This window comes from Bradyrhizobium sp. USDA 10063, from assembly GCF_054063735.1.
In genome coordinates this window covers 2,346,744-2,370,149 of record NZ_JBSSGP010000002.1, presented here as the reverse complement: position 1 = coordinate 2,370,149, position 23,406 = coordinate 2,346,744, and the positions used below count along the sequence as shown (strand labels likewise).

Annotated in this window: 23 protein-coding genes; 12 read left to right on the top strand and 11 right to left on the bottom strand. The window is 59.5% G+C overall.

What is annotated here, in order from left to right:
- The first annotated feature begins 78 nt into the window (after positions 1-78).
- The 4 genes from ACVJGD_RS13640 to ACVJGD_RS13625 all read left to right on the top strand — a co-directional run bounded on the left by ACVJGD_RS13640 (position 79) and on the right by ACVJGD_RS13625 (position 4,197).
- Positions 79-954 carry an S-methyl-5'-thioadenosine phosphorylase gene (locus ACVJGD_RS13640; RefSeq protein ID WP_456634821.1) on the top strand — a complete coding sequence of 292 codons (876 nt, stop codon included), beginning with the start codon at positions 79-81 and terminating at the stop codon, positions 952-954.
- Complete coding sequence (gene mtnA / locus ACVJGD_RS13635; RefSeq protein WP_456634820.1) at positions 951-2,051, top strand: S-methyl-5-thioribose-1-phosphate isomerase; 1,101 nt, start codon at positions 951-953, stop codon at positions 2,049-2,051. Before ACVJGD_RS13640 ends, mtnA begins: the two co-directional genes overlap by 4 nt.
- A 69-nt stretch (positions 2,052-2,120) precedes the next feature.
- Positions 2,121-2,663: a tripartite tricarboxylate transporter TctB family protein gene (locus ACVJGD_RS13630; RefSeq protein WP_456634819.1), complete on the top strand. Its 543-nt coding sequence runs from the start codon at positions 2,121-2,123 to the stop codon at positions 2,661-2,663.
- Positions 2,664-2,685: 22 nt separating this feature from the next.
- Positions 2,686-4,197 (top strand): tripartite tricarboxylate transporter permease, encoded by a 1,512-nt coding sequence (locus ACVJGD_RS13625; RefSeq protein ID WP_456634818.1) that lies wholly within the window; start codon positions 2,686-2,688, stop codon positions 4,195-4,197.
- Positions 4,198-4,200: 3 nt separating this feature from the next.
- Here ACVJGD_RS13625 and ACVJGD_RS13620 read toward each other — a convergent pair whose 3' ends face one another.
- Positions 4,201-5,394 (bottom strand): CaiB/BaiF CoA transferase family protein, encoded by a 1,194-nt coding sequence (locus tag ACVJGD_RS13620; protein ID WP_456634817.1) that lies wholly within the window; start codon positions 5,392-5,394, stop codon positions 4,201-4,203.
- 418 nt (positions 5,395-5,812) lie between these two features.
- Between ACVJGD_RS13620 and ACVJGD_RS13615 the strand changes: the two genes are divergently transcribed.
- Complete coding sequence (locus tag ACVJGD_RS13615) at positions 5,813-7,270, top strand: hypothetical protein (RefSeq protein ID WP_456634816.1); 1,458 nt, start codon at positions 5,813-5,815, stop codon at positions 7,268-7,270.
- Between the two features lie 15 nt (positions 7,271-7,285).
- Here ACVJGD_RS13615 and ACVJGD_RS13610 read toward each other — a convergent pair whose 3' ends face one another.
- The 5 genes from ACVJGD_RS13610 to ACVJGD_RS13590 all read right to left on the bottom strand — a co-directional run bounded on the left by ACVJGD_RS13610 (position 7,286) and on the right by ACVJGD_RS13590 (position 12,128).
- Positions 7,286-8,578, bottom strand: coding sequence for a glycosyltransferase family 4 protein (locus ACVJGD_RS13610; protein ID WP_456634815.1), 1,293 nt, complete (start codon positions 8,576-8,578; stop codon positions 7,286-7,288).
- A complete protein-coding gene (locus tag ACVJGD_RS13605; RefSeq protein ID WP_456634814.1) occupies positions 8,500-9,270 on the bottom strand; it encodes a class I SAM-dependent DNA methyltransferase in 771 nt (256 codons plus the stop codon). The genes ACVJGD_RS13610 and ACVJGD_RS13605 overlap by 79 nt, the downstream gene beginning before the upstream one ends.
- Positions 9,267-10,388: a DegT/DnrJ/EryC1/StrS family aminotransferase gene (locus ACVJGD_RS13600; RefSeq protein WP_456634813.1), complete on the bottom strand. Its 1,122-nt coding sequence runs from the start codon at positions 10,386-10,388 to the stop codon at positions 9,267-9,269. Before ACVJGD_RS13600 ends, ACVJGD_RS13605 begins: the two co-directional genes overlap by 4 nt.
- A complete protein-coding gene (locus ACVJGD_RS13595) occupies positions 10,385-10,831 on the bottom strand; it encodes a cupin domain-containing protein (RefSeq protein WP_456634812.1) in 447 nt (148 codons plus the stop codon). The genes ACVJGD_RS13600 and ACVJGD_RS13595 overlap by 4 nt, the downstream gene beginning before the upstream one ends.
- Positions 10,832-10,949: 118 nt before the next feature.
- Positions 10,950-12,128, bottom strand: coding sequence for a CgeB family protein (locus ACVJGD_RS13590; RefSeq protein WP_456634811.1), 1,179 nt, complete (start codon positions 12,126-12,128; stop codon positions 10,950-10,952).
- 171 nt (positions 12,129-12,299) lie between these two features.
- On the opposite strand from ACVJGD_RS13590, the gene ACVJGD_RS13585 reads away from it, so the two are divergent.
- From ACVJGD_RS13585 to ACVJGD_RS13570, 4 genes are all read left to right on the top strand, one after another.
- On the top strand, positions 12,300-13,244 hold the full coding sequence (locus ACVJGD_RS13585; protein WP_456634810.1) for a UDP-glucuronic acid decarboxylase family protein: 945 nt from the start codon (positions 12,300-12,302) through the stop codon (positions 13,242-13,244).
- A gap of 108 nt (positions 13,245-13,352) precedes the next feature.
- Entirely contained in the window at positions 13,353-14,105 is a 753-nt protein-coding gene (locus tag ACVJGD_RS13580) for a glycosyltransferase family 2 protein (RefSeq protein ID WP_456634809.1), read from the top strand.
- 6 nt (positions 14,106-14,111) lie between these two features.
- Entirely contained in the window at positions 14,112-14,876 is a 765-nt protein-coding gene (locus ACVJGD_RS13575; RefSeq protein WP_456634808.1) for a hypothetical protein, read from the top strand.
- Positions 14,855-16,051 carry a hypothetical protein gene (locus tag ACVJGD_RS13570; RefSeq protein WP_456634807.1) on the top strand — a complete coding sequence of 399 codons (1,197 nt, stop codon included), beginning with the start codon at positions 14,855-14,857 and terminating at the stop codon, positions 16,049-16,051. The genes ACVJGD_RS13575 and ACVJGD_RS13570 overlap by 22 nt, the downstream gene beginning before the upstream one ends.
- Here the strand turns inward: ACVJGD_RS13570 and ACVJGD_RS13565 are convergent.
- Positions 16,041-16,976, bottom strand: a complete 936-nt coding sequence (locus ACVJGD_RS13565) for an FkbM family methyltransferase (RefSeq protein ID WP_456634806.1) — start codon at positions 16,974-16,976, stop codon at positions 16,041-16,043. The genes ACVJGD_RS13570 and ACVJGD_RS13565 overlap by 11 nt on opposite strands.
- Positions 16,973-18,031 carry a hypothetical protein gene (locus ACVJGD_RS13560; RefSeq protein WP_456634805.1) on the bottom strand — a complete coding sequence of 353 codons (1,059 nt, stop codon included), beginning with the start codon at positions 18,029-18,031 and terminating at the stop codon, positions 16,973-16,975. The genes ACVJGD_RS13565 and ACVJGD_RS13560 overlap by 4 nt, the downstream gene beginning before the upstream one ends.
- Before the next feature lie 64 nt (positions 18,032-18,095).
- On the opposite strand from ACVJGD_RS13560, the gene ACVJGD_RS13555 reads away from it, so the two are divergent.
- The 3 genes from ACVJGD_RS13555 to ACVJGD_RS13545 all read left to right on the top strand — a co-directional run bounded on the left by ACVJGD_RS13555 (position 18,096) and on the right by ACVJGD_RS13545 (position 19,499).
- Positions 18,096-18,362, top strand: a complete 267-nt coding sequence (locus ACVJGD_RS13555) for a hypothetical protein (protein ID WP_456634804.1) — start codon at positions 18,096-18,098, stop codon at positions 18,360-18,362.
- 203 nt (positions 18,363-18,565) lie between these two features.
- Positions 18,566-19,114, top strand: a complete 549-nt coding sequence (locus tag ACVJGD_RS13550; protein WP_456634803.1) for a serine O-acetyltransferase — start codon at positions 18,566-18,568, stop codon at positions 19,112-19,114.
- Positions 19,115-19,226: 112 nt separating this feature from the next.
- Positions 19,227-19,499 carry a hypothetical protein gene (locus ACVJGD_RS13545; RefSeq protein WP_456634802.1) on the top strand — a complete coding sequence of 91 codons (273 nt, stop codon included), beginning with the start codon at positions 19,227-19,229 and terminating at the stop codon, positions 19,497-19,499.
- 93 nt (positions 19,500-19,592) lie between these two features.
- Here ACVJGD_RS13545 and ACVJGD_RS13540 read toward each other — a convergent pair whose 3' ends face one another.
- The 3 genes from ACVJGD_RS13540 to ACVJGD_RS13530 are packed head-to-tail and all read right to left on the bottom strand — an operon-like array spanning position 19,593 to position 23,346.
- Entirely contained in the window at positions 19,593-20,912 is a 1,320-nt protein-coding gene (locus ACVJGD_RS13540; protein ID WP_456634801.1) for a pyridoxal phosphate-dependent aminotransferase, read from the bottom strand.
- Positions 20,819-22,372 (bottom strand): class I adenylate-forming enzyme family protein, encoded by a 1,554-nt coding sequence (locus ACVJGD_RS13535; RefSeq protein WP_456634800.1) that lies wholly within the window; start codon positions 22,370-22,372, stop codon positions 20,819-20,821. Before ACVJGD_RS13535 ends, ACVJGD_RS13540 begins: the two co-directional genes overlap by 94 nt.
- On the bottom strand, positions 22,360-23,346 hold the full coding sequence (locus ACVJGD_RS13530) for an aminopeptidase (protein WP_456634799.1): 987 nt from the start codon (positions 23,344-23,346) through the stop codon (positions 22,360-22,362). Before ACVJGD_RS13530 ends, ACVJGD_RS13535 begins: the two co-directional genes overlap by 13 nt.
- Positions 23,347-23,406 lie beyond the last annotated feature (60 nt).

The window sequence follows — 23,406 nt, the reverse complement described above, 5'->3', positions numbered from 1 at the left end:
TTACGGCCTCTGAGAATGCTTGATTATTGCGCCGCAGTATAGTCGAACATTGCTTCGAAAGTCTGATCGGGAGAGGCCATGACCAGCGCCGTGCTAGGTATTGTCGGCGGATCCGGCATCTACGACTTGCCGGGTCTTGAAAACGTCCGCGAGGAGGCGATCAGGAGCCCCTGGGGCGAGCCCTCTGCGCCGCTCCGCCTTGGCACCATGGCAGGCCTGCCGATCGTGTTCCTGCCGCGGCACGACAGGGGGCACCGCCTGTCGCCCTCCGACATCAACTACCGGGCCAACATCGATGTGCTGAAGCGGGCAGGGGTCACCGACCTCATCTCGCTGTCGGCCTGCGGATCGTTCAAGGAGGAACTGCCACCCGGCACGTTCGTGATCATAGATCAGTTCGTGGACCGCACCTACAAGCGCGAAAGCTCGTTCTTCGGCAAAGGCTGCGTCGCCCATGTCTCGATGGCGCATCCGGTATCACCACGCTTGCGCATTCGTCTGGCGGCCGCCGCGGAGGCCGAGGGCATTCCCTTCGCGCGCGGCGGCACCTATCTGTGCATGGAAGGTCCGCAGTTCTCCAGCCTTGCCGAGAGTCTGACGTATAAGGGATTGGGCTATTCGGTGATCGGCATGACCAACATGCCCGAGGCCAAGCTCGCACGCGAGGCGGAGATTTGCTACGCGAGTGTGGCGATGGTGACGGACTTCGATTGCTGGCATCCGGATCACGATGCGGTGACCGTGCAAGACATCATTCGCGTGCTTAATTCGAATGCCGAGAAGGCCAAGGCGCTGGTGGCGCGCTTGGCGAAGGATTTTCCGCGCGAGCACGAGCCGTGCCCGATCGGATCCGACCGTGCGCTGGAGACCGCGCTGATCACGGCCCCCGAAGCGCGCGATCCGGAACTGCTCAAGAAGCTTGATGCGGTTGCGGGACGGATACTGCGCTCATGAAAGTCGACGGCCGACACTTTCGCACCATCTGGCTTGAGCCCGACGGCTGGTCTGTCGGCGCCATCGATCAGCGACGACTGCCACATGAGTTTGTGATCGCGCGTCTGGTCAGCGCCGAGGAGGCCGCGGATGCAATTCGAACCATGCTTGTCCGCGGCGCGCCACTGATCGGTGCCACCGCCGCTTACGGCATGGCGTTGGCCATGCACGCTGATCCGTCCGACCTGGCGCTCGATCGCGCGTATAAGCTGCTGTTCGCGACGCGGCCGACAGCCATCAATCTGAAATGGGCGCTCGATGAGATGGAAGCTGTGCTTCGTCCGCTTGCGCCTTCCGTGCGCCGCGAGGCGGCTTACAAGCGCGCCGGCGAGATCGCCGATGAGGACGTCGGGATCAACCAGGCGATCGGCAGCCACGGCCTCGAAGTGATCGAGGCGATCGCTGCCACCAAGAAGGCCGGCGACGCCGTCAACATTTTGACGCACTGCAACGCGGGCTGGCTGGCCACCGTCGATTGGGGAACGGCAACGGCGCCGATCTACCAGGCCCACGATCGCGGGCTTGCGGTTCATGTCTGGGTCGATGAGACGCGTCCACGCAATCAGGGGGCCTCGCTCACGGCCTGGGAACTGGGCCACCACGGCGTCCCGCACACCGTGATCCCCGACAACACCGGCGGCCATCTGATGCAGCATGGCATGGTTGATCTGGCGATCGTTGGAACCGATCGGGTCGCAGCCAACGGCGACGTTTGCAACAAGATCGGCACCTACCTGAAGGCGCTCGCCGCGCGCGATAACGACGTGCCATTCTATGTTGCACTGCCGTCGCCGACCATCGACTTTAGTATCAAAGACGGCACAGAGATCCCGATCGAGCAGCGTGCCTCGGGCGAAGTAACGCATATGAGCGGGCGCACCGCTGACGGGCGAATAGAGAGCGTCCGTGTGGTCCCGGAGGGCTCGCCGATCGCCAACTACGGCTTTGACGTCACGCCGGCGCGGCTGGTGACCGGCTTGATTACCGAACGTGGCGTGCTCCGGCCCGATCATGCTGCACTTGCGAGCGCGTTCCCGGAGCGTACCGGCACGCGTTGAGCGCTGCATTGACGCCCGTTGCGTCAGCACGTATCCACGCTGGAGCGCCTGCCCGAACCGTCCGTCTCCATGTCCAATACCGATATTGAAATCGTTGTTGACGATCCGACTGCGCCCGAGGCGAATTCCCCCGCGGTGACCAGCAATGGCGTCGTGGACGCCGTCGTGTCGCTTGTGTTGCTCGCGCTCGCAGTCACGCTCGGATGGGATAATTGGCGCACGGGCGCGGCCTGGGATGCGACCGGCCCAGAGCCTGGCTACTTTCCGTTCTACCTCTCGATCATTCTTGGCGGCGCCAGCCTCTACGGTCTGTTTGCTGCGGTTTTCTCACGCAGGGAAGCTTCCGAGACCTTCGTGACGCAAGCACAGCTTCGCCGCGTCATGGCGGTGTTCGTGCCAACGGTCTTGTTCTGCCTCGCTACGCAATTCCTTGGGCTCTATGTTGCCAGTTTCCTCTTGATCTCCGGCTTCATGCGCTTTGTCGGCAAGATCGCGGCGTGGAAGTCTCTGCTCACCGCTTTCATCTTCACCGCCGCGATGTTCGTGACGTTTGACATCGCCTTCGACGTCATCATGCCGAAGGGGCCGCTCGAAGCGGCTCTCGGCTACTAATCGATCGGCGGGACCTTCAGTCATGGAAGCTTTTGGCCTGCTTCTTCACGGCTTTGCCGTTCTCCTCACCTGGAAAACGCTGCTGCTAATGATGGTCGGGCTCGTGCTCGGCATTTTCGTCGGCGTATTGCCGGGGCTTGGTGGGCCGAATGGTGTCGCAATCCTGTTGCCGCTGACGTTCACGATGGATCCGACCTCGGCCATCGTGATGCTATCCTGCATCTACTGGGGGGCATTGTTCGGTGGCGCCATTACCTCGATCCTGTTCAACATTCCGGGCGAAGCTTGGTCTGTGGCGACCACGTTTGACGGCTATCCGATGGCGCAGCAGGGCAGGGCAGCGGAAGCGCTGACGGCTGCCTTCACCTCGTCCTTCATAGGCTCGCTGGTCGCGGTACTCCTGATCACGTTTCTCGCGCCGATGATCTCGTCATTCGCGTTGAAGTTCGGGCCGCCGGAATTCTTTGCGGTTTATCTCCTCACCTTTTGCTCCTTCGTCGGCCTTGGGCGCGAGGCCAAGCACAAGACCGTCATCTCGATGTCGCTCGGTCTCCTGCTCGCCGGCGTCGGCATGGATACCGTGTCCGGCCAGCTCCGCATGACCTTCGGCTCTGCCGAGCTGCTCCGCGGGATCAACTTCCTGGTCGCGGTCATCGGCCTGTTCGGCATCAGCGAAATCCTGCTGACAATGGAAGAGCGCCTGGCGCTGCGCGGCCACGCCGCCGGCATCAGCCTGCGCGTGGTGCTCTCGGTCTGGAAAGACCTGCCGAAATACTGGGTGACGCTGGCGCGTTCGTCCTTCATCGGCTGCTGGCTTGGCATCACGCCGGGCGGCGCGATCGCAGCCTCGTTCATGGGCTATAACCTCGCCAAGCGCTTTGCCAAGGAACAGGACAGTTTTGGCAAGGGGCGCATCGAAGGCGTGTTCGCGCCGGAGACGGCGGCGCATGCATCTGGTACCTCGGCGTTGCTGCCGATGCTGGCACTCGGAATTCCCGGATCGGGAACTGCCGCCATCCTGCTCGGCGGTTTGATGGTGTGGGGTCTTAATCCGGGGCCGCTCCTATTTGTCGAGCACAAGGATTTCGTCTGGGGGCTGATCGCCTCGATGTATCTCGGCAACGTCGTGGGCCTGGTCCTGGTGCTGACGACGGTACCGATCTTCGCCTCGATCCTGCGCGTGCCGTTTGCGGCGGTTGCACCGATGATCGTGGTGTCCTGCGCGATCGGCGCTTACGCGATCCAGAACGCGATGTTCGATATCTGGCTGATGCTGGGCTTTGGCGTGGTCGGTTACGTCTTCAAGAAGATCGGCATTCCTCTGGCGCCGTTCACGCTCGCACTCGTGCTCGGCAACCGTGCGGAGGATGCGTTCCGGCTATCGATGATCGGCTCTGGCGGCGATATGAAGGTGTTCTGGTCGAACGGGCTCGTCGGCTCGATCACGACGCTCGCAATCATCCTGTTGTTCTGGCCCTTGATCGACAAGGCGCTTAGCGGCGCCACCCGCCGGCTGCGACCGGCGAAGGCGTAAGCCTCATACGACCTTGCGCTGCCTGAGTTCGGCAATCTCATCCTTGCTGAAGCCGAACTCCACCAGCACTTCGTCGGTCTGCTCGCCGAATTCCGGCGGGCGCGTCGCCATGGTGCTTGGCGTCCGCGACAGCGTCACCGGCTGGCCCACCAGTCGGATGTGGCGGTTCTCTGCGTTTGGCACGTCCTGGGCGATGCCGAGATGTTTCACCTGCGCATCCCCGAACATCTGGTCGATGGAATAGATCGGGCCACAGGGCACGCCCGCTACGTTCAGCTCGTTCACCCAGGTCTCGGTGGATTTCTTCTGCGTCAGCTCGTTGATCTTCGCATTGAGCGCGTCGCGGTTCTTGGAACGCGCCGGAGCCGTGGCATAGTCGGGATCGCTTATGAGTTCGGGAGCCCCGATCGCCTGTGCGCAGCGCTCCCAGATACGTCCGCCTGTCGTGGCGATGTTGATGTAACCATCTGACGTCTTGAACACGCCGGTGGGGATCGATGTCGGGTGATTGTTCCCAGCCTGTTGCGCCACTTCCTTTTCCATCAGCCAGCGCGCGGCCTGGAAATCCAGCATGAAGATCTGCGCCTGCAACAGCGAGGTCTGCACCCATTGGCCCTTACCCGACACGTCGCGTTCCAGGAGCGCGGTGAGGATGCCCATCGCGCAGAACAGGCCGGCGGCAAGGTCGGCAACGGGAATACCGACCCGCATTGGGCCGCCGCCTGGCGCGCCGGTCACTGACATCAGTCCGCCCATGCCTTGCGCGATCTGATCGAAACCCGGGCGTTTGTGGTAGGGCCCGTCCTGGCCGAAGCCGGAGATGCTGCCATAGACAATGCGCGGATTGATCTGGCGGAGGCTCTCGTAGTCGATGCCGAGCTTGGCTTTGACGTCAGGACGGAAGTTCTCGACCACGACGTCAGCCTGTTCGGCCAGCCGCTTGAATACTTCGAGACCTTTCGGATCCTTGAGATTGAGCGTCATCGCGCGCTTGTTGCGGTGCAGGTTCTGGAAGTCCGAACCATGCCGTGGGCCGCCCGGTTGCTCGCCGCCAGCGTCCTCCGTCAATGCATCGATCTTGATGACATTGGCACCCCAGTCCGCGAGCTGCCGCACGCAGGTGGGGCCGGAGCGGACGCGGGTGAGGTCGAGAACAGTGAATCGGGACAGGGCTTGCGATGCATGCGGGACGGGCATTACGGGAGCTCCGGGTGGAACGGCGGCGCTACAATAGCGCCGGACAACCTCGCGGCAAGGTCTGCATCCTGCTGGCAATGGCATGGCGGACTTGATGTTTTGAGTGGTTGGCGGGGATTATGCACGAAAGGGGCTAGGGTCCGTTTCAGGAGCGCCCGCAAGTGTGGATGCCGTTCCCACTAATCCGCGCCAGCGGGTCTCTGTGGGCAGTTTTGGCTGCCCTGCTGCCCTGTTTTGGCACGAGGGCCAAGTATCGACATCCCACTGCGTTGCTGCTAGCCCCCTCTGTACGCCAAAGGGGTCCCCGGACTTGATCGACGAGCCAAACGCGCGCGGCAGAGAGCATGTCCCCGCGGGCATTTCGCCCCCGACCCGGGCACGAAGGCTGCTTGCGGGTTGGTCCGCCAGCATTTTCCAGATGATAGTCGGGATCATCCAGCAGGTCGCGCTGGTTCCTGTCTTCCTGCATTTTTGGAGCGGCGAGGAGTTGGCCGCCTGGTTCGTGATCTATGCGATCGGCAATCTTGTGCTGGTTGCCGATGGCGGCCTGCAGCTTCGTGCCATCAACCGCTTCTTCTCATTCAAGTCCAGCGTTGATTGCGACGGCCGTACCGCGGCATTCTATGCCGCGATACTGCGCCTCTACCTTTGGCTTAGCGTCGTGCTCGTCGGTTTGGTGGTGACAGTGGCGCTGGCTGTTTCGCCGTCCACGGTCTTCCGGTTCGAGGCGATCGAAAATTTCGATGCCGCCTTTGTTGCGATGACGGCGGGTATGCTGCTCACGCTTCCGGCGGGTCTCGTGTCGGCGCTCTATCGGGCGCGGGGGTTGTACGGCCGCGCTGTCTGGTTGCAGAGTCTCGGAACGCTGATCGGACAGGTCGCGCAGCTGGTTGCGATCGTTGCGACAGCGAGCTTGTTTGCCGTTACGTTCGCCTTTGTCGCGACGCAGATATTGATCGCGGTCTATCTGATCACCATCGATGCGCCGCGCTTGCATCCATTCCTGCGCAAGGTGCAGGGCAGACGTCCACTACGCTGGATGGCCGGGCAGCTTCGCAAGGCGGCGCCGTTCGGAATCGCTGGCGCGACCGAGCTGGCGCTGATGAACTTGCCGGTGCTCCTGGTCAGCGCGCTGGTAGCCGATCGGGTCGCTGTCGCACAATGGGGGTTGATCCGCATCGCGGCCGGGCTATTGCGGACACTCTGCCTGCAGGCGACTCTTCCGGTCGCCGCCGAACTCGGCCACGACTATGCTGTTGGTGCGACCGAACAGTTGCGTGCGCTCTATGCTCGCGGTTCTGTGCTTGTCACAGTGCTTGCCAGTGCGGTTGTGTCGGGACTGTTACCGTTCTGGCCTGATTTCTTCGCACTCTGGACTCACGGCGCCATCGCCTACGATCCGTTGCTGGCGAAGACAATGCTGATCGGCACCAGTGTGGCCGCGCCCACGATCCTGGCGCTAAGCTATGCCAATTACAGCAACCGGGCTGATCTTCTTGTGCGCAGCAAGGGCATGCAGCTTATCGTCTTTCTCGTGTTGTCGCTGTTGATGATCCCGCAACTCGGCCCACTGGGCGCTGCGGCCGCGATCGTAGCGAGCGATCTCCTGGTTCAGTTCGGCCTGTTGACCCTCGTCATCATGCGTCAAACGCTCAAGCACCCGTTCCGTCACCTGATGTTTCTGGCGGGGATAATGGTTGCGACGATGCTGGCCGGATGGGGATTGGGGGTTATCATCCGTTCCGCGATCCCCTGGACCGGCGTGCTGCGCTTCGTCGTGGAGTGTGTGATCTGGCTGGCGGTTGCAGGAGTGGCGGCGATCCCGCTGCTGATTGGAAACATCCGCGCAAGGATCATCGCGACGATTCCCCGATAGGGTCTCGCGCGGCCCTCAATAGATCCGAGGGTAGCGGCGGTATCTCAGTCTCAGAAGGTGCTGCGCGAACTCGCGATGTCCGTCGTCAATCTGGTGCGCAAAATATTCGAGCCTCTGCTTGCCCGCGGTAGCCAGCCGGGCACGTTCTTCTGGTAAGCTGGCCTTGACGATGGCTTCCGCCAGCGAAGCGGGATCGTCGTAGTTGAAGAGAATGGCGGCATCGCCGGCCTGCGCCTTGAAGGCTTCGGGATAGATCACGGGCGTGCCGACCGACCAGGCTTCGAGGGGCGGCAGATTGGTCGGACCGAAGTAGCTTGCCATCACCAGCGCCCCTGCGTTGCGATAGAGCGGGCCGAGTTCGGTAGAGGGAACAAAACCGAGTATGCGCACGCGGTCGCTCAGATTGAGTTGGGCGGCCAAGGTTTCAATTGCGGTGCGCGAACCGCGATCTGATCCGCATAGCGCCAGCGTGGTCTGCATCCCCTGATCCCGCAGCAAACTCATCGCCAGCAGGATGGTCGCGTGATTCTTGTGAGACCAGAACTGGGCGGGATAGAACAGATAACCGGGCTCTAGGCCGTACTTTCGTAGGATCGCCGCGTCCGCATCCGTTTGCTCGCCGGCCAAAATTGACCGTGTCACGTAGGGCGATGGCGAAAACGGGATACAAACCGCGCGATCCTGTTCCATCGCATAGCGACGGCACAACGCCTCAATCACCTCCTTGGAGTTGGCGACGACCAAGGCTGCCTTGGTGCTGGCGCTGCGAAAGACGATTTCGCGACGTTCGAACTCGGCGAATTCACGCACCTCATCGAATTCCGGCGAATCGCGGTGGCAGCCGTCGAATATCGTGATGATGAAGGGTAACTTGTAGAGCACGAGTTGCCAATTCGAGGTCGTCAGGAAATAGATGATATCGACATCATCCCGGATCAGCCGCTTCTCGAAGGGAGGGCACAGGCGCAACGCGTACTGCAGGAGATCGAACCACCCGCAATATTTCAGGAATAGGAACAGCCGGTCGAACCAGCCAATCCGCAAAAGTTTGGCCTCGATGCCGAGTTCGGCCAGGATGGCGATATTGTCGGGCTGAGTGGTGAACACAGTCACATCCATATCGGCTGTCTTCGCCCAGCCGCGCAGCCATGTGATATCGCTAAGCCCTTGCTGGAAGCCGCCGCCGACCTCGAGCGGCAACTCCAGCACGACGCCAACGTGAAACTGCTTCACGGTTGCGCCGTCTTTCTGGCGATGGAGTAAGCCGCCCAATCCCGCGAGTTCGGTGGACTGGTCGTCGACGGCCACGCATAGTGACCGATTGGCTCAAAACCGGTCGCGCCGAGAAGCGCCTCGACCTCGAACGGAAACCAGTAGCGGAGGTGGTGTGCTTCGTCGATCCGATGGATCGCCGATTGCGCCATGTCCTCGCAGAACAGCGTATAGTTCACCTGAACGGTCGCGCTAGCCTCATTGTGGTCGGACTGCGCGATCCGGGTGACGCGCAGCGGCGGACGCTCAACGACCTTGACGCGGGTTTCAACACCTTGCGCGAGCACGGCGCCGCCATACCAATAGTCGAACAGGAGAATGCCGCCCGGTTTGAGTGCGATGGCTGCACTCGCCAGCATGTTCTGAAGTCTTCCCCGGCTGGTCTGGTAGCTCGCCACATGGAACAGCGCGACCGCGGCGTCGAAATTCCGCTCAGGGCCGGATTCGCAGACGTCGCCCTGCCGGAATCGAACACGTTCCGAACTGCCTTCCGTGCGTGCCTCGGCCCGGCGGATCATGTCTGCGCTGATGTCGACGCCGGTGACGGTCCATCCCCTCCGCGCGAACTCATGGGCGTGTACGCCGGTGCCGCAACCGAGATCGAGCAATGTGCTGGACGTAGCGCCATGACGACGGAGTTGCACGTCCACAAATGATGCTTCCGCGGCATAATCCTTGTCCTGATAGAGGAGATCATACCATGGAGCGTAGCGTTCGAAGGCGCTCAAGCAAGGATCTCCTTCAGCGCCTGCGCGGATCGCACGATCTGGTCGTCCGTCAACGCAAGGCCGCTCGGAAGATAGAAGCCGCGGCGCGCGATCCTCTCCGCGTGAGGATGCGAGTCGCTCGCGAACAGGCCGGCTCTGCGCAGGACGGGCTGTTCATGCATGCACCAAAAGAAGGGACGGGTGCCGATACCCTTGCCGGCAAGACGACGCATCGCTTCCTTGGCGTCGAACTCGACCGCGTCTTTCAGAACGACGCCATACACCCAATAGATGTTGTCTGCGTAGTTGGTGCGGGCGACGGGGCGCTGTATCAGATCGACACCCTCCAGGAGCTCGTCATAGCGGCGGCCGATCCGGCGCTTGATGTCGATCGTCTCGCTCATCCGCTCGGTCTGGGCGACGCCGAGTGCGGCCTGCAGGTTGGTCATGCGCGCGTTCCAGCCCAGCTCTTCATGGACGAAGCGCTGCTCGGGCTTGAAGCAGAGATTGCGGAGGCTGCGTAGCCGGTCGGCGAGCTGCGCATCATCGGTCAGGATCATGCCGCCTTCGCCTGTTGTGACGTGCTTGTTCGGATAGAAGCTGAACGTGCTCATGTCTCCAAAGCTGCCGCAGGGCTGGCCGCGATACGTCTGGCCGTGCATCTCGGCAGCGTCCTCGATCACGCGAAGGTCGTGCTTGCGCGCAAGCTCGAGAATCGGATCGAGATCGACCGGCAGGCCATAGATATGCACCGCCATGATCGCGCGGGTTCTTGGCGTGATCGCTGCTTCCACCGCGTCTGCGGTCATATTCCAGGTGTTCGGATCACAGTCGACCACGACGGGAACTAGGCCGGCACGGATCACTGCGGATGCGCAACTGATGATCGTAAACGTCGGTATGATGACTTCGCTGCCCGGCTCGAGCGAAAGCGCGTGAACGGCGATATCGAGCGCAACGGATCCGTTGGTGACGGCAACGCCGTGACGGCGTCCCGCGATCTGCGCCATGGCCGCTTCAAAGCGCGGAATGAACGGACCCTCGGATGATATCCATCCGGTGCGAACGCACTCGGCCAGATATTCAGCCTCCTTTCCGTTCAGGAGCGGCGTGTTGACTGGAACGAAATCCTGCGTCACGCAACCGGACCCTTGATCCGCTTCACCGCAGCCGGCGCCTCGGGGAAACGCGTCTTGTCGCCTTCGCCCGCGTATGGGCCCTGCTTGATTTCAATCATCTCGAGCGGTTCCAACACCTCGAATCCGTGGGCGCCGCTGCAAAGAAGAATGACGTCGCCGGCCGAGAGCACGCGGCTCTCCAGGTATTCTTCGCCCTCGGTGTAGAAATCGACCTGCAGCTTGCCCTTCTGGATCACCAGCACTTCCTGGGTATAGTGAACCTCGCGCGTCACCTTGTTGTGCCGATGCGGCGCGATGCTCTTGCCCTTGGGGTGGCTCATATAGGCAAGCTGCTGCGACAGTTCGGGCGTGGAGAAAAACGTGATCCCCGGTTCCCGAAAGGAGGCGCGAACGATGATCGCGTAGAGCTGATCGTTAAAGCGACAGTGTTCGACGCTATCCATCGGCCGACCGAAAAAGGTGAGTAAATTCAAGCGCCAAGCGGCTATTTTGCCGGCAATGTGGCTATTTTGACCGTTGACGTCAAGGAAATATTCCGTCCATCCGGCTGCGCCGGAAGGATCAGGAATTTTCGACGGCTGCCAGGATTCCGCGGGTTCGTTCGCGATAATTGTGCGCTGTCAGCGTGCGGCGCTGTCCGGCAGCAGCAATCTCTTTTCGTGCCGCATCGTCGGCGAGATATCGTTCGATCTTTTCGATGCAGTCGTCGATCGAGCGCCACGCCACGACTTCGCGGTCAGACTCGAACAGCGTGTGCAGATTGTCCTTGAAGTCGGTGAGCAGGAACGTGCCGACGCCGGTCGCTTCGAACAGCCGCACATTTCCGGCCTCACGGCCGACCATGTCGATGTGGGAGTTCAGCGTGATGCGGGAGCGCCGCAGGGCCTGATACATCTCAGCCCCCCAGGCCTCGCCTTGAAAGCAGCGATGCAGGGGGGAGGAGGCGGGAAGGCCCGGCGCGATATTGCCGAACAGCTTGAGATCGTAGCGCTCGGCAACGGCCTCCAATAGTGCAATCCGTTGCTGATGATCGGCAGAGACGGTGCCGACAAAGGAGATATCGACGTCCGCGGTCGCTGCCGGAGGTAGCACATCGTTCACGCAGGGCTCGAAGGCGAGGTGGCTCACTTCGGCGCGGACGCCGTGGCCTCGGAAAAACTCGACCGTGGCTGCTAGTTGGGAGATCAACAGGTCATAGACCCGCCAGTCCTCGCCGCGGGTCGGCGAAATCCCGATCTGACCGACGAGGATGGGCCTGCCGATTCCCTTGATACGACGCATCAGCGAGGTATCGATGTGAAACGTGTCCTGATTCAGCACCAGATCCGGCCTGAAATCCTCGATTTGGGCGAGCAGGATTTTTTCCGCCTGCGCATCGAGTTTTGGGCTAAGCCCAACCTTCCGGGCGAACGGCCTCAACATCGGCTTGAACGGCGCGACCGCCTGCAGCAGCCACGCGGGAAGTCTGTTACTGGCGCCCATGGCCGGCTCGGTGATTGCTACGGCCATCCCATGCTCCCGCGCCCAGGCTGCCTGCAGCCAGGGATTGTTGACGTGGATCTCCGCCGCGGAATGACCCCAGGCATTGAAATTCATCGAATAGAAATCGGCGACACCGAACAGGCTCCTATTGCGCGCCGCCATTTGCGCGGCGTACGGCCTATTCTCAAGACCGGGCTTGCTGCGATAGAGCCAAGCGAGGAAGCGCGGATAGTCCGCGTTGAGGATCAAAATACGCATTAGCTATTGGTCCGCCAAATCCGGTCTCATCTTTAGAGCGCATTTCTGCGCAAACCAGTATCGCGTAGCCTTGGGATCGGAAGAGCCAACTTGAGTTCTTTGGCCAAATCTCTTACCGCTACTCGCCGCGTTATATCGATCCCCGCTGGAATCTGCGACTGGACTGAAGCTATGGAAAAAGACCGTGTGCTTGTCACGGGCGGAGCCGGCTTTCTCGGCTCGCATCTTTGCGATCGGTTGACCAACGAAGGCTACAGCGTTCTCTGTGTGGACAATTTCTACACCGGAAGCAAGCGCAACTTATTGAAAATACTTGGAAAATCGAACTTCGAATTATTGCGTCATGACGTGACTTTTCCTTTGTATGTCGAAGTCGACGAAATATACAACTTGGCCTGTCCAGCCAGTCCCGTTCACTATCAGCATGACCCTGTGCAGACCACCAAGACGAGCGTGCATGGTGCGATCAATATGCTGGGTCTTGCGAAGCGCACCAAGGCTCGCATCCTGCAGGCCTCGACGTCCGAAGTTTATGGCGACCCGGAAGTTCACCCGCAACCAGAGAGCTATTGGGGGCGCGTGAATCCAATTGGTTTTCGCAGTTGCTATGACGAAGGCAAAAGGTGCGCGGAAACACTGTTTTTCGACTATTACCGCCAGCACAAGCTGCGCATAAAGGTCATGCGCATCTTCAACACCTATGGGCCGCGGATGCATCCGAACGACGGGCGTGTCGTGAGCAATTTCATCGTTCAGGCGTTGCGTAACCAAGATATAACCATCTATGGCGATGGCATGCAGACGCGATCTTTCTGCTACGTCGATGACCTCATTGAAGGCATGGTGCGAACGATGCGTTCGCCGGATGATTTCACCGGGCCAGTCAATATTGGCAACCCGAGAGAGAGCACCATGCTTGAGCTCGCCGAACGCGTCCTGCATATCGTCGGCGGAAAATCCAAGCTCATTTTCCTGCCACCCCCACCGGACGACCCTAAACAACGTCAGCCGGACATCGCATTGGCGCAGGATCGTCTGCAATGGGAGCCGAAAGTGACGCTCGAGGATGGCTTGAGAGAGACCGTAGCCTATTTTCGCTCCGTCCTGTCGAGTTGATCTTGCGGTGAACTTGCGCGCAGCTACGACCGTCGTGTCTATTCGCAGCGGTGGAGCATGTTGCCTGCGAGGCAATTGGTGACATTCGGGTAGAGGAGAGCGCTTCACATGGCCGAGCTTGTCTCCATTATTACTCCGGCCTACAAGGCGGCCAAGTACATAGACAAGGCCATTACATCGGTTCAGCAGCAGACCTACCCGCATTGGGAGCTGATCGTGACCGACGATTGCTCTCCCGATAATACCCGGCAGATCGTCGCTCAATACGCCGAGCAGGACCGACGAGTGAAGCTGGTCGCGCAGACCGTGAATCAGGGACCTGCAATGGCGCGCAATGCCTCGCTCCGGGAGGCGCAGGGCAGGTTCATTGCGTTCTTGGACAGCGACGATTGGTGGCTGTCGAAGAAGCTCGAGCTTCAACTCGACCTCATGCGTCGTTCGGGATCGGCGCTGACCTACACCCAATTCAGGCGGGTCGATCAGGATGGCAACAACGAAGGCCGCCTGATCAAGGTGCCGGACCGCCTCACTTATCACATGCTGCTCGGCAATACTGCGATCGCAACTTCGACAGCAATGGTCGATCGGAAGCAGACCGGCGATTTCCGGATGACGAAAACCTACTACGATGATTTTGCCCTCTGGCTGAAACTGCTTCGGGCAGGACATGTAGCCAACGCACTGCACGAGGATCTCATGCGCTATCGGGTATTGCAGGGTTCGGTGTCGCGGAGCAAAGTCAATTCGGCAACGAAGGTCTGGTCCACGTATCGCGAGATCGAGGGTCTCGGCATCGCAAGTTCGTCGATTCATTTCTCGCGGTATGCCTGCAACGCGCTTCTCAAATATGCCCGTTTTTGACAAACCGTGGAGCCGGCAAATCCCTTTAGCGCTTCACGAGAGCTGCTTTCCGGGAGCGTATCATTAGCGGACATGATGGGGGGCAAGCTGGGCGTCACTGCGAATATAGGGCGCGAAGTCATCGTCGGGAAAAACTCGACGGTCTGGCGCGAACTTGCGAAGCGGCCGGATATCGCGGCAAGGTTCCAGCTTGCGGTCGGTCACAACGACCTTCACTGCGCAAGATTTCTGCGGAGCGACCGTGTATGGATCTTTTCCTATTCCAGGAATGCCGAGGAGAACGCGGCGCTGATTGAGAGGCTGCGACGCTTTGGAGCCGCCGAATACGTCTATGTCTCGTCGGCCACGACGAACGTCGTCCCGCAGACGAGCTGCTACAACTATCCGACCGTGAAACTCTTGGCCGAGAACTTGGCGCGTGAAAAGTTGAATGCTCGCATTCTGACTATCGGCGTTGTGTTCGACCAGCTATCCGAATTGCCGGGTGGCGCTACGATTGCGACAAGCTACGACGATTTGGCTGGCTTCATGCTAGCGCCGCAATGGCCGGACAGCGCGGGGCAGGCGGTTCGCCTGTTCAGGCCTTACGAGCGTCCTTTCGAAGGCAAGGTGGAGGAGATTGCATTCAAGCTGTATGGCTATGCCATGGGCGTGCTGCGACGATGGCCCTGCGTTCTCCGCCCGGTGGACTTCATCCTGCGGGGGATGGGATACAGATGGTACGGCTACCTCTACCTGAGTAACAAGACGTGGTTTACGACGACATCATAGTCGGCTCAGGGCTTGCCGCGCTCGGGACAGCGATTGGGCTCCCGCCATCGCGAAAGGTGCTCGTTCTCGGCGGGCCAGAGAAGGCGGAGCTGGAATTCTACGGTGATCAGAAATCCGTCCCCTGTTCCTATCCCGGTTTCGGGGGGCTGGGCAATTTCTGGCACGGGGTCATCCCGACAGCAATTGGGGCTCCCTATGCGCGTGAGAGCCGTAGCGAAATCGTCGAGCTCTTCCAGTATTTCTATCCGCGGACTTCAATCCAAGAGAAGATCGGCCAACCCTGGCTTTTTGTCCCAAGAAGGCCGGTGCGGCCCCGGCGAGGATGGGCAAGACTGTCGCGCGAGCGCGGCGACAATCTGCGCTTCCTGCCACTTGCGGCGGATCGATTTGACATGGGTAGTGGTGGCCCAACCGTGTTCGCCGCCGCCGAAACGTTCAAGTCGAGACGGCTTTGGATCGCGGCAGGCGTGGTCAACTCGCCCCAAATCCTGGCCAGATCCATCTCGCCCGATCTCAGACGAGCCTTCATATCAGATCATATCATCTGCTATGCCGGGCAGCTCCACCAGCACACGCGGGATCATTCTCCACCGCAGGTGGAGAGGGCATCGGACGGGTTTTGGCTGGGATTTGAATTCAGTGAAGATGGAAACGCACTGCTCACGCGGCGACCCGCGCGCTTCGACTACCGCGTGCTCGATCACGGAATTGAGCAGCGGGCTGTATACGGCCTTCCGACGAGTAGCGCGATCGTCAGGCTTCTCAAGACGACCTCGCCGGGGCTGGTGGCGGAAGGGCTCTTCAACAAATTTGGGCTCTTCCCGAATTCTCCGGTATCGAGCGTCTACGCCCAGGTGCTGGTCGACGACGCACTGCATTTCCCCGGAAAGGATGCCCCGTTGAGCCCTGTCGACAACAACGCTGCGCTGGCCGTAGCCCGCCTGTCGCTTCCGTGGCGGGAGCTAGTCAAGACCCGCCGCCCGGATATGTTCCTCCGCGGCATTCACCTTCACCACTCGATCGATCTGGATGCGCTGAACGCTTCCGGATTGGCGTCAGATGAATCGACGGTCAGGGTGGTTGATGCTTCGGCGATCAGCCGGATCGGCCCCGAACATCATAGTTTCTACACGATGGCGCGCGCCTATCGCCTTTCCCGCCAGGTCAGCTCGTAGTGGCGCTGTCGACTCTGATGGAATCGGGAGCGATGGGCACCATCAGCACCAGCGGATAAACCTCGTCTAGCTTGCTGGGGTCGACCGGCTCCAGCGTGTTTTCCTTGCCCTTGAACAGCAGCTTCAGGGATCGCCAGATCTTGGAGCGGCCGGTGTCGTGCACGCGTATGGCATACAGCTCGTAGCCCGGAATGGCGCGTGCAACATTGACCAGATCGGGCTGCGCCTTTGTGAAAAGCTCAAATCCGACCAGAGGTCGGTATTGCCGGAGCAGCGGCTCGAGCGACTCGATGATCTCCTGCTCCATGCCCTCGACATCGATCTTGATGAAGGCGCCGGACAGCTGATCGGCGAATTGCGCCACGAAGTCGTGGGCCGACTTGAGCTCGATCGAATATCGATTGCCGAACTGTTCTTCCGACAGCCCGAATGTTTCGGGTGGCAGCACCGATCTCTCGGCAACGCGGCTGATGGAATGCTCGTCCGGAGACTCTTCCAGGGTCGCCGTTCCTTCGCTCTTGCCAAGGCCGAAATTATGGCACGACACGTGCACCAAGCGGTTGCGCAGCATGTTGGCTTCCAGCACGCGATACAGGACGGGATGCGGCTCGACCGCCTCCACCCGCCGGAACAGCGGCGCCAACGCCACGCTGTGATTGCCGATATTCGCCCCGATGTCGATCATCAGCTCCGTGGCGCCGGCGCGGGAGATGACGTAGCGCAGCGCCTCTATCACGCCCTTTTCGAATAGACCTTCTGAGAGGATATGCCGGTCGACCGTGCTCGATATTTCGACGAACATCGTTGCGGACCGCTTGCGGGCACGGCGCGCAAGGAGGGTGAGCAGCCCGAAGCTTGCCAAATAGCGGACCGCATCGAATCCGGGTTTCACTTCGAAGAAGGAAGTTCGTTCTGTCTTGTTCATGTGCGGCCCAATCCGGCAACGGCGATCGGCGTTTCGGGCTTGCTCCGGGCGGCCTCTATCAGCATCGCGAGATGCTGATGATCCATCAGTGGCCATCGTCGGCCACCGGGCCGAGGGAGAACGGTGCTTGCAAGGCACGCCTTGATGAACTCATGTTTCTCGCTTTTGGACAATGGCCGGGCGGACTTGAGGGCTTCGATGATGCGTTCGCCCCAGCTCCCGACCGAGGCAAGATCGAGATAGACAGCGTCCGACCGGGCAAACCAATAGCTTGTGTTGCTAAAAGTGAAGATCGGCTTGTCGCGCAGCGCGGCTTCGATGCCGCCGCTGCCGGCGCCCAGCAACACGGCGTCGCTGTTCGCCATAACCTCAGGGGAATACTCCAGCGGCGGCACCATCACGACATTCGGGATCGAGCCCAGGCGTTTGTAGAAATCGGGGTTGCGTACGCCGAGCATGTGCGGGTGCTCCTTGATGACGACGACGCAGGTCCGCGATATCGCCAGAACAATCTCCGCGGTCTTTTTTTCGTAGTCGAGGATCGATTTATCCTGGATCCAGTAGTCGAGCGTCGCTTCGGGAAAATAGGCCAGCGGGAAATATACCACTGGAGAGGGTGACTTCCTCCGCAGGGCAGTCAGCCCGCACTTCCAGTCGCCACTGAAGTAGTTCGCGAAGGGAAAGTCCCGGATGCTGCGCCGTTCGGCCAGATAGGGCGTGATGGCATAATGAACCTGAAGCGGATCGCGTTCAAGATATCCCTTGGCGAGGAAGACGATCCGCTTGACGTAATAGCGGCCCACGCCGAACACGTGGCGGCGCAGCGAATAATTCGGGCGCTGGCTGTAGTCCTGCCGAAAGGATGGTTTCACCAGGGTCGCAATGGTTTCTTCGACCTCGTCGGAAGACGGGGTTCTGATGTTGAACGGATCGCCGTTCGCATAACTGGTGAGCTGGAGATGGCCAGGAAAGAACGAGTAGGAGTAGCCGACAAACCTGATACCGCGCCGGCGCGCGAGAATGCTCAAGAGATGCGTCACATATTCATCCACCACGTGGCAGAGGACAGCCTCCGGATTAACCCCGGTCCAGCCACTCCTGCAGCGCGGCTGCCATTGCGTGAAGACGCCGCTCGGCTTCGCCCCGATCGAGGTTTCGCAGGAGACGGCAACGCCGAATGCAATCGTCGCTTTGATCGGCGTCCAGCAGGCTAGGCGGCTGCCCGGATCGCAAATGACGGTAAAATGCCTCGCGGGTGTCGTCGGTGCCCTTGCTGCTGCCGTCCGTGAGAAAGAACAACTTTTCATGCGGGAGCGCGGCGAAATTCGCCTTGAAATCGGCCACGAGATACGGACGGCAAAAGACCAGGATTCCAGAGGGGTTTGAGGAAGCTGTTCCGATCAATAGAACTTCACCTGCGTTGTTGGCCGGGATTGGCGACGGGCCGGCAGCAGTGGCCCCAAGGCTTTACTCACCTCAAGGTGATCCGCTAAACATTCGAGGCGATTCAAGTCAAGCGAGAGGATCGGGGTGGCTGTCACTTTGCGATTGCAAGAGTTGCCGACTTTGCCCGGCGCGGGCCGCCGCTGATGTCGTACTCGAAGCCCAGCGTTCGCAGCCTGCTCGACGCGGATTGGCGGCGGTTGCTGTCTGCAATGGGCGAGCCGCAGCGCAATCGGAAATGGACCGACGCTTTCTCGCCGCGGTTCGCGCACATCGTCCTGATCCGGCGGGCGCATGGATTCCACATCTCGGGCTGGCGACGGCTCGGCAAGCTCACGTCCCTGTTGAATTTCGGCCTGTTTGGAATGGAGATTCCGAGCAGTCTCGAGATCGGTCCCGGCCTGATCATACCGCATACCAATGGGATTATCCTCGGCGCCGCGCGAATTGGGGCAGATGTGACCATCTACCAGCAGGTGACGCTGGGGGCAAAAATGGCGGACTGGGACTACGATCTAGCCCAAAGGCCGGTGGTCGAGGACGGCGTGACCGTCGCAGCCGGTGCCAAGGTGCTAGGGCCTGTCGTGCTGGGGAGCAACTGTGTGGTCGGCGCGAACGCCGTCGTGGTTGGCGATGTCAATCCCGGAGAGGTCGTGGGCGGGGTTCCTGCCCGCGTCTTGTCGTCGGGGAAATAGGCGCGCCGGGGCGGTGAGGGATCTGTCGACCGCTTCCCGGGGACGTCATTGGCAGCTTGCCTGCAACTCTGAGTAGAAGATAGGCTGTGCCCATTTTAGCGGGGCGCCAGGCATGAACAGGCGTAAGGCTGACGGCTTCATCGGCCTCATGACCACCGAAAGAGAAGGAGGCGCTCTTCGTGCGCCGGGTTTCTGGCAATGTCCGAAAAAACTCGGTGAGAGCGCCCGTGGTGCTTGGTTCGCTGTCGAGATCGCAGACGCCGCCCTTGTAGCCGCCGCAGAAGGTGGGCATCAGCAAGGAGGGATCTTGAGGGCAAAGATCCCGCAGTGCTTCAGTAAGATTTTCCCGGATGTCGGGTGGGGCAACATCGAGGGCCCGCGTTAAAAGGGCCAGAGCGCTGAGAAGACGACCAGCGGCGCTCTATCGTTTGCCACCAGTGAGGCAAAAAATCTCTAATGTCGGATATCCTCATCAGTGTCAGTTGTTTCTGAAGACAGAGATCTTTTCCTGCGCGAGCTGATCGTAAAGCTGGTCGCTATCGAACCTGTTCAGGTGGATCGCATCCTTGATCAGATTGAGCGCCGTATGAATCCGCTCCTCCGTTTCCGCCCCAATGCCAAGGCGGATATAGCGCGCTGTGCTGTCGCCGTAGGCAGACCCCGGCACCACGGCGATCTGGTGGTTTAGGAGCATATGTAGCGCAAATTCGAGCGAAGTGCCGGGAAACGGATCGATGTTGACCATGAAATAAAAGGTCGAATTGCCCGACATGCGTTTCAGGCCGATCTTATCAAGGTCGGCGGCGACCCGTTCACGCTTTTCGACAGTGTCCGTCACTTGCGGCAGGGTTACTTTCAGAACATCGTCAAAATAGCGCGCCATATAGAACTGAAGGATGGTCGGGGCGCAGGTGATGATGTGCTGGTTGAGTTTCAGGATTTCGTCGACGAGAGGCGCCGCGCTGATGACATAACCGACGCGCCACCCAGACATGCCCAGATTTTTCGACAGCGAATTGACGACAATGATCCCGTCTTTGTCGGGCGCAATGCGCGTCATCGAATAAAATTCGTCGCTGATGACGAAATCACTGTAGGCCTCGTCCACCAGAACATAGATCCCGCGCGAACGGCATTGGCGGTAGAGAGATTCGAGTTCCGCCTTCGTGTAAATGCGCCCGGCAGGATTGTTCGGGTTGTTAATCACGACGATCCGCGTTTTGGTGGTAAAGTGCTGGTAGAAATCATCGACGGCGCAATCGTAGGAGATGAAACGCGGCTCCGCGTCGAGCAGGCGCGCCTGTTCCTGATAGCTGAGCCAGGCGGGTTCATGAATCAAGATTTCGTCGCCGGGATTCAAAATCGCCTGCATGGCAAAGAAAATGACCGGTTTCGATCCCGCGCTGATGAGGATCTCATCATCGGGATTGATGTGGGCGGCATAATATTTGTCGTAATATTCGGCGATCTTTTTGCGCAGTTCCGGAATGCCGCGGCTGTCCGAGTAATGATAGCCGCGCACGAAATCCAGCTTCTCGAAATCGAAAGCCGGAATATCGAAGAACGCCTCACCGAGCGACAGGGTCGTGATGTCACGTCCCTTGCGCCGCTGATCATAAACCAACTGATTGATGTAAATCGACAGCGCTTCCGGAATGTTTCGGACACGACGGCTGATTTGCAGCGCGGGTTTCGCAGCCGCGTCTACAGAGCGTTCTCTTTGGTAAGAAGGTGTCTCCTCACCTTGCCGCTCGCCGTGCGCGGGAAGTCGGAGCTCAACAGGATGGTTTCCGGCCATTTGTATTGTACCAGGTTCTCGTGGATGAATTTTTGCAAAGCGTTCACTGTTTCCGGCGTCTCTCGGTCCTTGAGAATGACGTAGAGATCGTAGCTTTCGCCATAAAAATCGTGTTTTATTTTAGCGGCGGCAGCTTCCTGAACGGCAGGATGCGATTCCGCGAGGATCTCAACCTCGCGCAGGCCCACGAAATAACCCCCTTTCTTGATAATATCTCGCCCGCGGCCCGCAATGACGAGAATATTGTCCTCGGTTAGTCGTCCAAGATCGCCGGTCGCCATAAAGCCATCTTTGTCGACAGGGCTTTTCACCGCGCCAGTTTCATCGATGTAACCTTTGAACAAGAACGGCGATCTGACATAAATCTCACCAATGAATGTATCGGGTGTGATTTCATTGTCTTCAACCGGCACAAGTTTCACATCGGTATAGGGAATAATGCCGCCAACTGAACCTTCCTCACGCTGACCGATGTTGCCGGGCGTCTCGGTGGAAAAGAACGTCGTTTCAGAGAGCGCAAAATTTTCGTACAGTTGCACGCCGAATAATGACTCGAATTTCTTCTTAGTCTGAAGGTCAATCGGCGCCGTACCCAAAAACGCCATTTCAATTTTTTTGCCCTGCGCCTTTGTGCTTTCCGGCGATCGGCGTTCCGCAATCTTCAGCAGGCCACGGATGATGGACGGCACGAACCACACGGTTTTAATGTCGTGCCGTTCGATCATAGGCCAGAACTGCAGGAAGGTCTTGCCGGAGAAAGGTTCATCGATGACGATGGAGCTGCCAGTTGCAAGCGGGATCAGGCACAAGTTGAACAAACCGCCGAGATATGACATCGGCAGGTAATTCCAGTATCGACTCGGCTTATCGCGCAGGCCCATATAGTCGGTGAATGCAACGCCGCTCGACCACAGGGTATTGGCATCGAGCACCATGGCTTTAGGCTCGCCGGTGGTGCCACTGGTCGAAAGAAAAATCGAGGCGGAGACGGGCGGGGCGGTGAACGGGGCGGCCGTCATGCCTTCAAGCCACTTGAGCTCTGAATCGCATTGAATCTCGTGGATTGGAGTGTCGAGCGACAGCAGCGCCCGCTTCTTCTGTTCCTGAATCGCTTGGCCCAGAATGCAGGCGGCCGGGTTCACCAGTTTCTTCCAGTTTTCGATTTCGTGGATCGTCGCCGTGCAAGGCAGGGGAGCATAGCTAATGCCGTTCTTGATGCAGGAAAGAAACAAGATAAGCGCTTCCGCTGCATTGGGCATCAATGCCATCAGCACATCGCCCGGCTTGAGTTTATAGCAGCTCAACAGCAAAGATGCCGCGCGGTCGATATATTCAGCCAGCGCGCCGTAGCTGATCGTGCGGACATCGACATCGGCGGTTATCACGAAAGCCGGGTTGTCCGGCGCGCGTTTGATGATCTGCGCGAAATCGTCGCTGAAATTCCTGATCAGGCTGACCACGACGTTAAGACTCCGTCCTTGATGATTTCCCGTCCATCAACCGACAACGATGCGTTCTGGAAGACAAAATCCAAATGAAACGCGACGTGGTTTTTCCCGCCGACCGTATAATTCGACCCGAACCCGAAATGCAGGCAACCGAGAGCGCCCTCATCCGTCAGCATCGTTCCGGTGAGCTTGGCCGCCGGGTTCAGCCCGACTCCGCATTCGGCGAGGATACGACGTTTCGAATCCTTATCCTCGAAAAGCTTTTCCAGGAAGTCTTTGTGCACGGTGTTCGCACTAGAAATTTCCACGATCCGCCCGCGTTCGACCCACAGTCGCACCGGATTGGTCAGCAGCCCGACCTCGGGACACGTAATCGACCCATCAATTACCACAACTCCGTTCGATTCCAGTTCGACCGGCGACACATTGGCCTCGATATCCGGCGGCGAACCGAGATCGCCTGGCTTTTCAACAAAACCGGGGCAGCAATTGCCGGTGCGTCCGGCAATCGTCAGGTGGATATCAGTTCCTGCTGCCGAGGTAACATGAACCGAATTGCCGTGCGTAAAGAAATCGGCCACCGCCTGCGCGGTTTTCTTCTGGGCGTGATAATTCACTGTCACGGCGGGATCAGACATCAACTCCATTGTATACATCGGCATACTCAGGAAACGTGCGCCTTTTTTTCCCGCATCGATCCGTGCCTGCGAATGCGCGAGCGAATATTGACACAAAGACAGGATCAAATCGGCCTGCGCCATTGCCTGCGCTGCAGGGGCGGGCGGTTCCTCGCCATGCGCTCTCAGGCTCGCAATTTCGATCAGGCAGGTCTTGGGCGCAATTTCCCTGCCTTGCGCGAAGAAGATTTTCGCCACATCCCGCGTGCTCGAATCGCACAGGATCAGGCAAGTTTCATCTGTCCGCAGGGAACCGCAATGCTGGAGCAGATAAGAAGCCGATTTCATGATCCGCGCGTTTTCCTTCATGACACCGCCCGGTTGACTGTACATGTGCCAGTACCGGCGCAGACCCTTGACAATTCTTCC

What these genes read in the sequence shown, in the direction of transcription:
- ACVJGD_RS13640 (WP_456634821.1), top strand. Translation starts at nt 79, where the DNA reads ATGACCAGCGCCGTGCTAGGTATTGTCGGCGGATCCGGCATCTACGAC.
- mtnA (WP_456634820.1), top strand. Translation starts at nt 951, where the DNA reads ATGAAAGTCGACGGCCGACACTTTCGCACCATCTGGCTTGAGCCCGAC.
- ACVJGD_RS13630 (WP_456634819.1), top strand. Translation starts at nt 2,121, where the DNA reads ATGTCCAATACCGATATTGAAATCGTTGTTGACGATCCGACTGCGCCC.
- ACVJGD_RS13625 (WP_456634818.1), top strand. Translation starts at nt 2,686, where the DNA reads ATGGAAGCTTTTGGCCTGCTTCTTCACGGCTTTGCCGTTCTCCTCACC.
- ACVJGD_RS13620 (WP_456634817.1), bottom strand. Translation starts at nt 5,394, where the DNA reads ATGCCCGTCCCGCATGCATCGCAAGCCCTGTCCCGATTCACTGTTCTC.
- ACVJGD_RS13615 (WP_456634816.1), top strand. Translation starts at nt 5,813, where the DNA reads ATGATAGTCGGGATCATCCAGCAGGTCGCGCTGGTTCCTGTCTTCCTG.
- ACVJGD_RS13595 (WP_456634812.1), bottom strand. Translation starts at nt 10,831, where the DNA reads ATGGATAGCGTCGAACACTGTCGCTTTAACGATCAGCTCTACGCGATC.
- ACVJGD_RS13590 (WP_456634811.1), bottom strand. Translation starts at nt 12,128, where the DNA reads ATGCGTATTTTGATCCTCAACGCGGACTATCCGCGCTTCCTCGCTTGG.
- ACVJGD_RS13585 (WP_456634810.1), top strand. Translation starts at nt 12,300, where the DNA reads ATGGAAAAAGACCGTGTGCTTGTCACGGGCGGAGCCGGCTTTCTCGGC.
- ACVJGD_RS13580 (WP_456634809.1), top strand. Translation starts at nt 13,353, where the DNA reads ATGGCCGAGCTTGTCTCCATTATTACTCCGGCCTACAAGGCGGCCAAG.
- ACVJGD_RS13565 (WP_456634806.1), bottom strand. Translation starts at nt 16,976, where the DNA reads ATGAACAAGACAGAACGAACTTCCTTCTTCGAAGTGAAACCCGGATTC.
- ACVJGD_RS13550 (WP_456634803.1), top strand. Translation starts at nt 18,566, where the DNA reads ATGTCGTACTCGAAGCCCAGCGTTCGCAGCCTGCTCGACGCGGATTGG.
- ACVJGD_RS13545 (WP_456634802.1), top strand. Translation starts at nt 19,227, where the DNA reads ATGAACAGGCGTAAGGCTGACGGCTTCATCGGCCTCATGACCACCGAA.
- ACVJGD_RS13540 (WP_456634801.1), bottom strand. Translation starts at nt 20,912, where the DNA reads ATGGCCGGAAACCATCCTGTTGAGCTCCGACTTCCCGCGCACGGCGAG.
- ACVJGD_RS13530 (WP_456634799.1), bottom strand. Translation starts at nt 23,346, where the DNA reads ATGAAGGAAAACGCGCGGATCATGAAATCGGCTTCTTATCTGCTCCAG.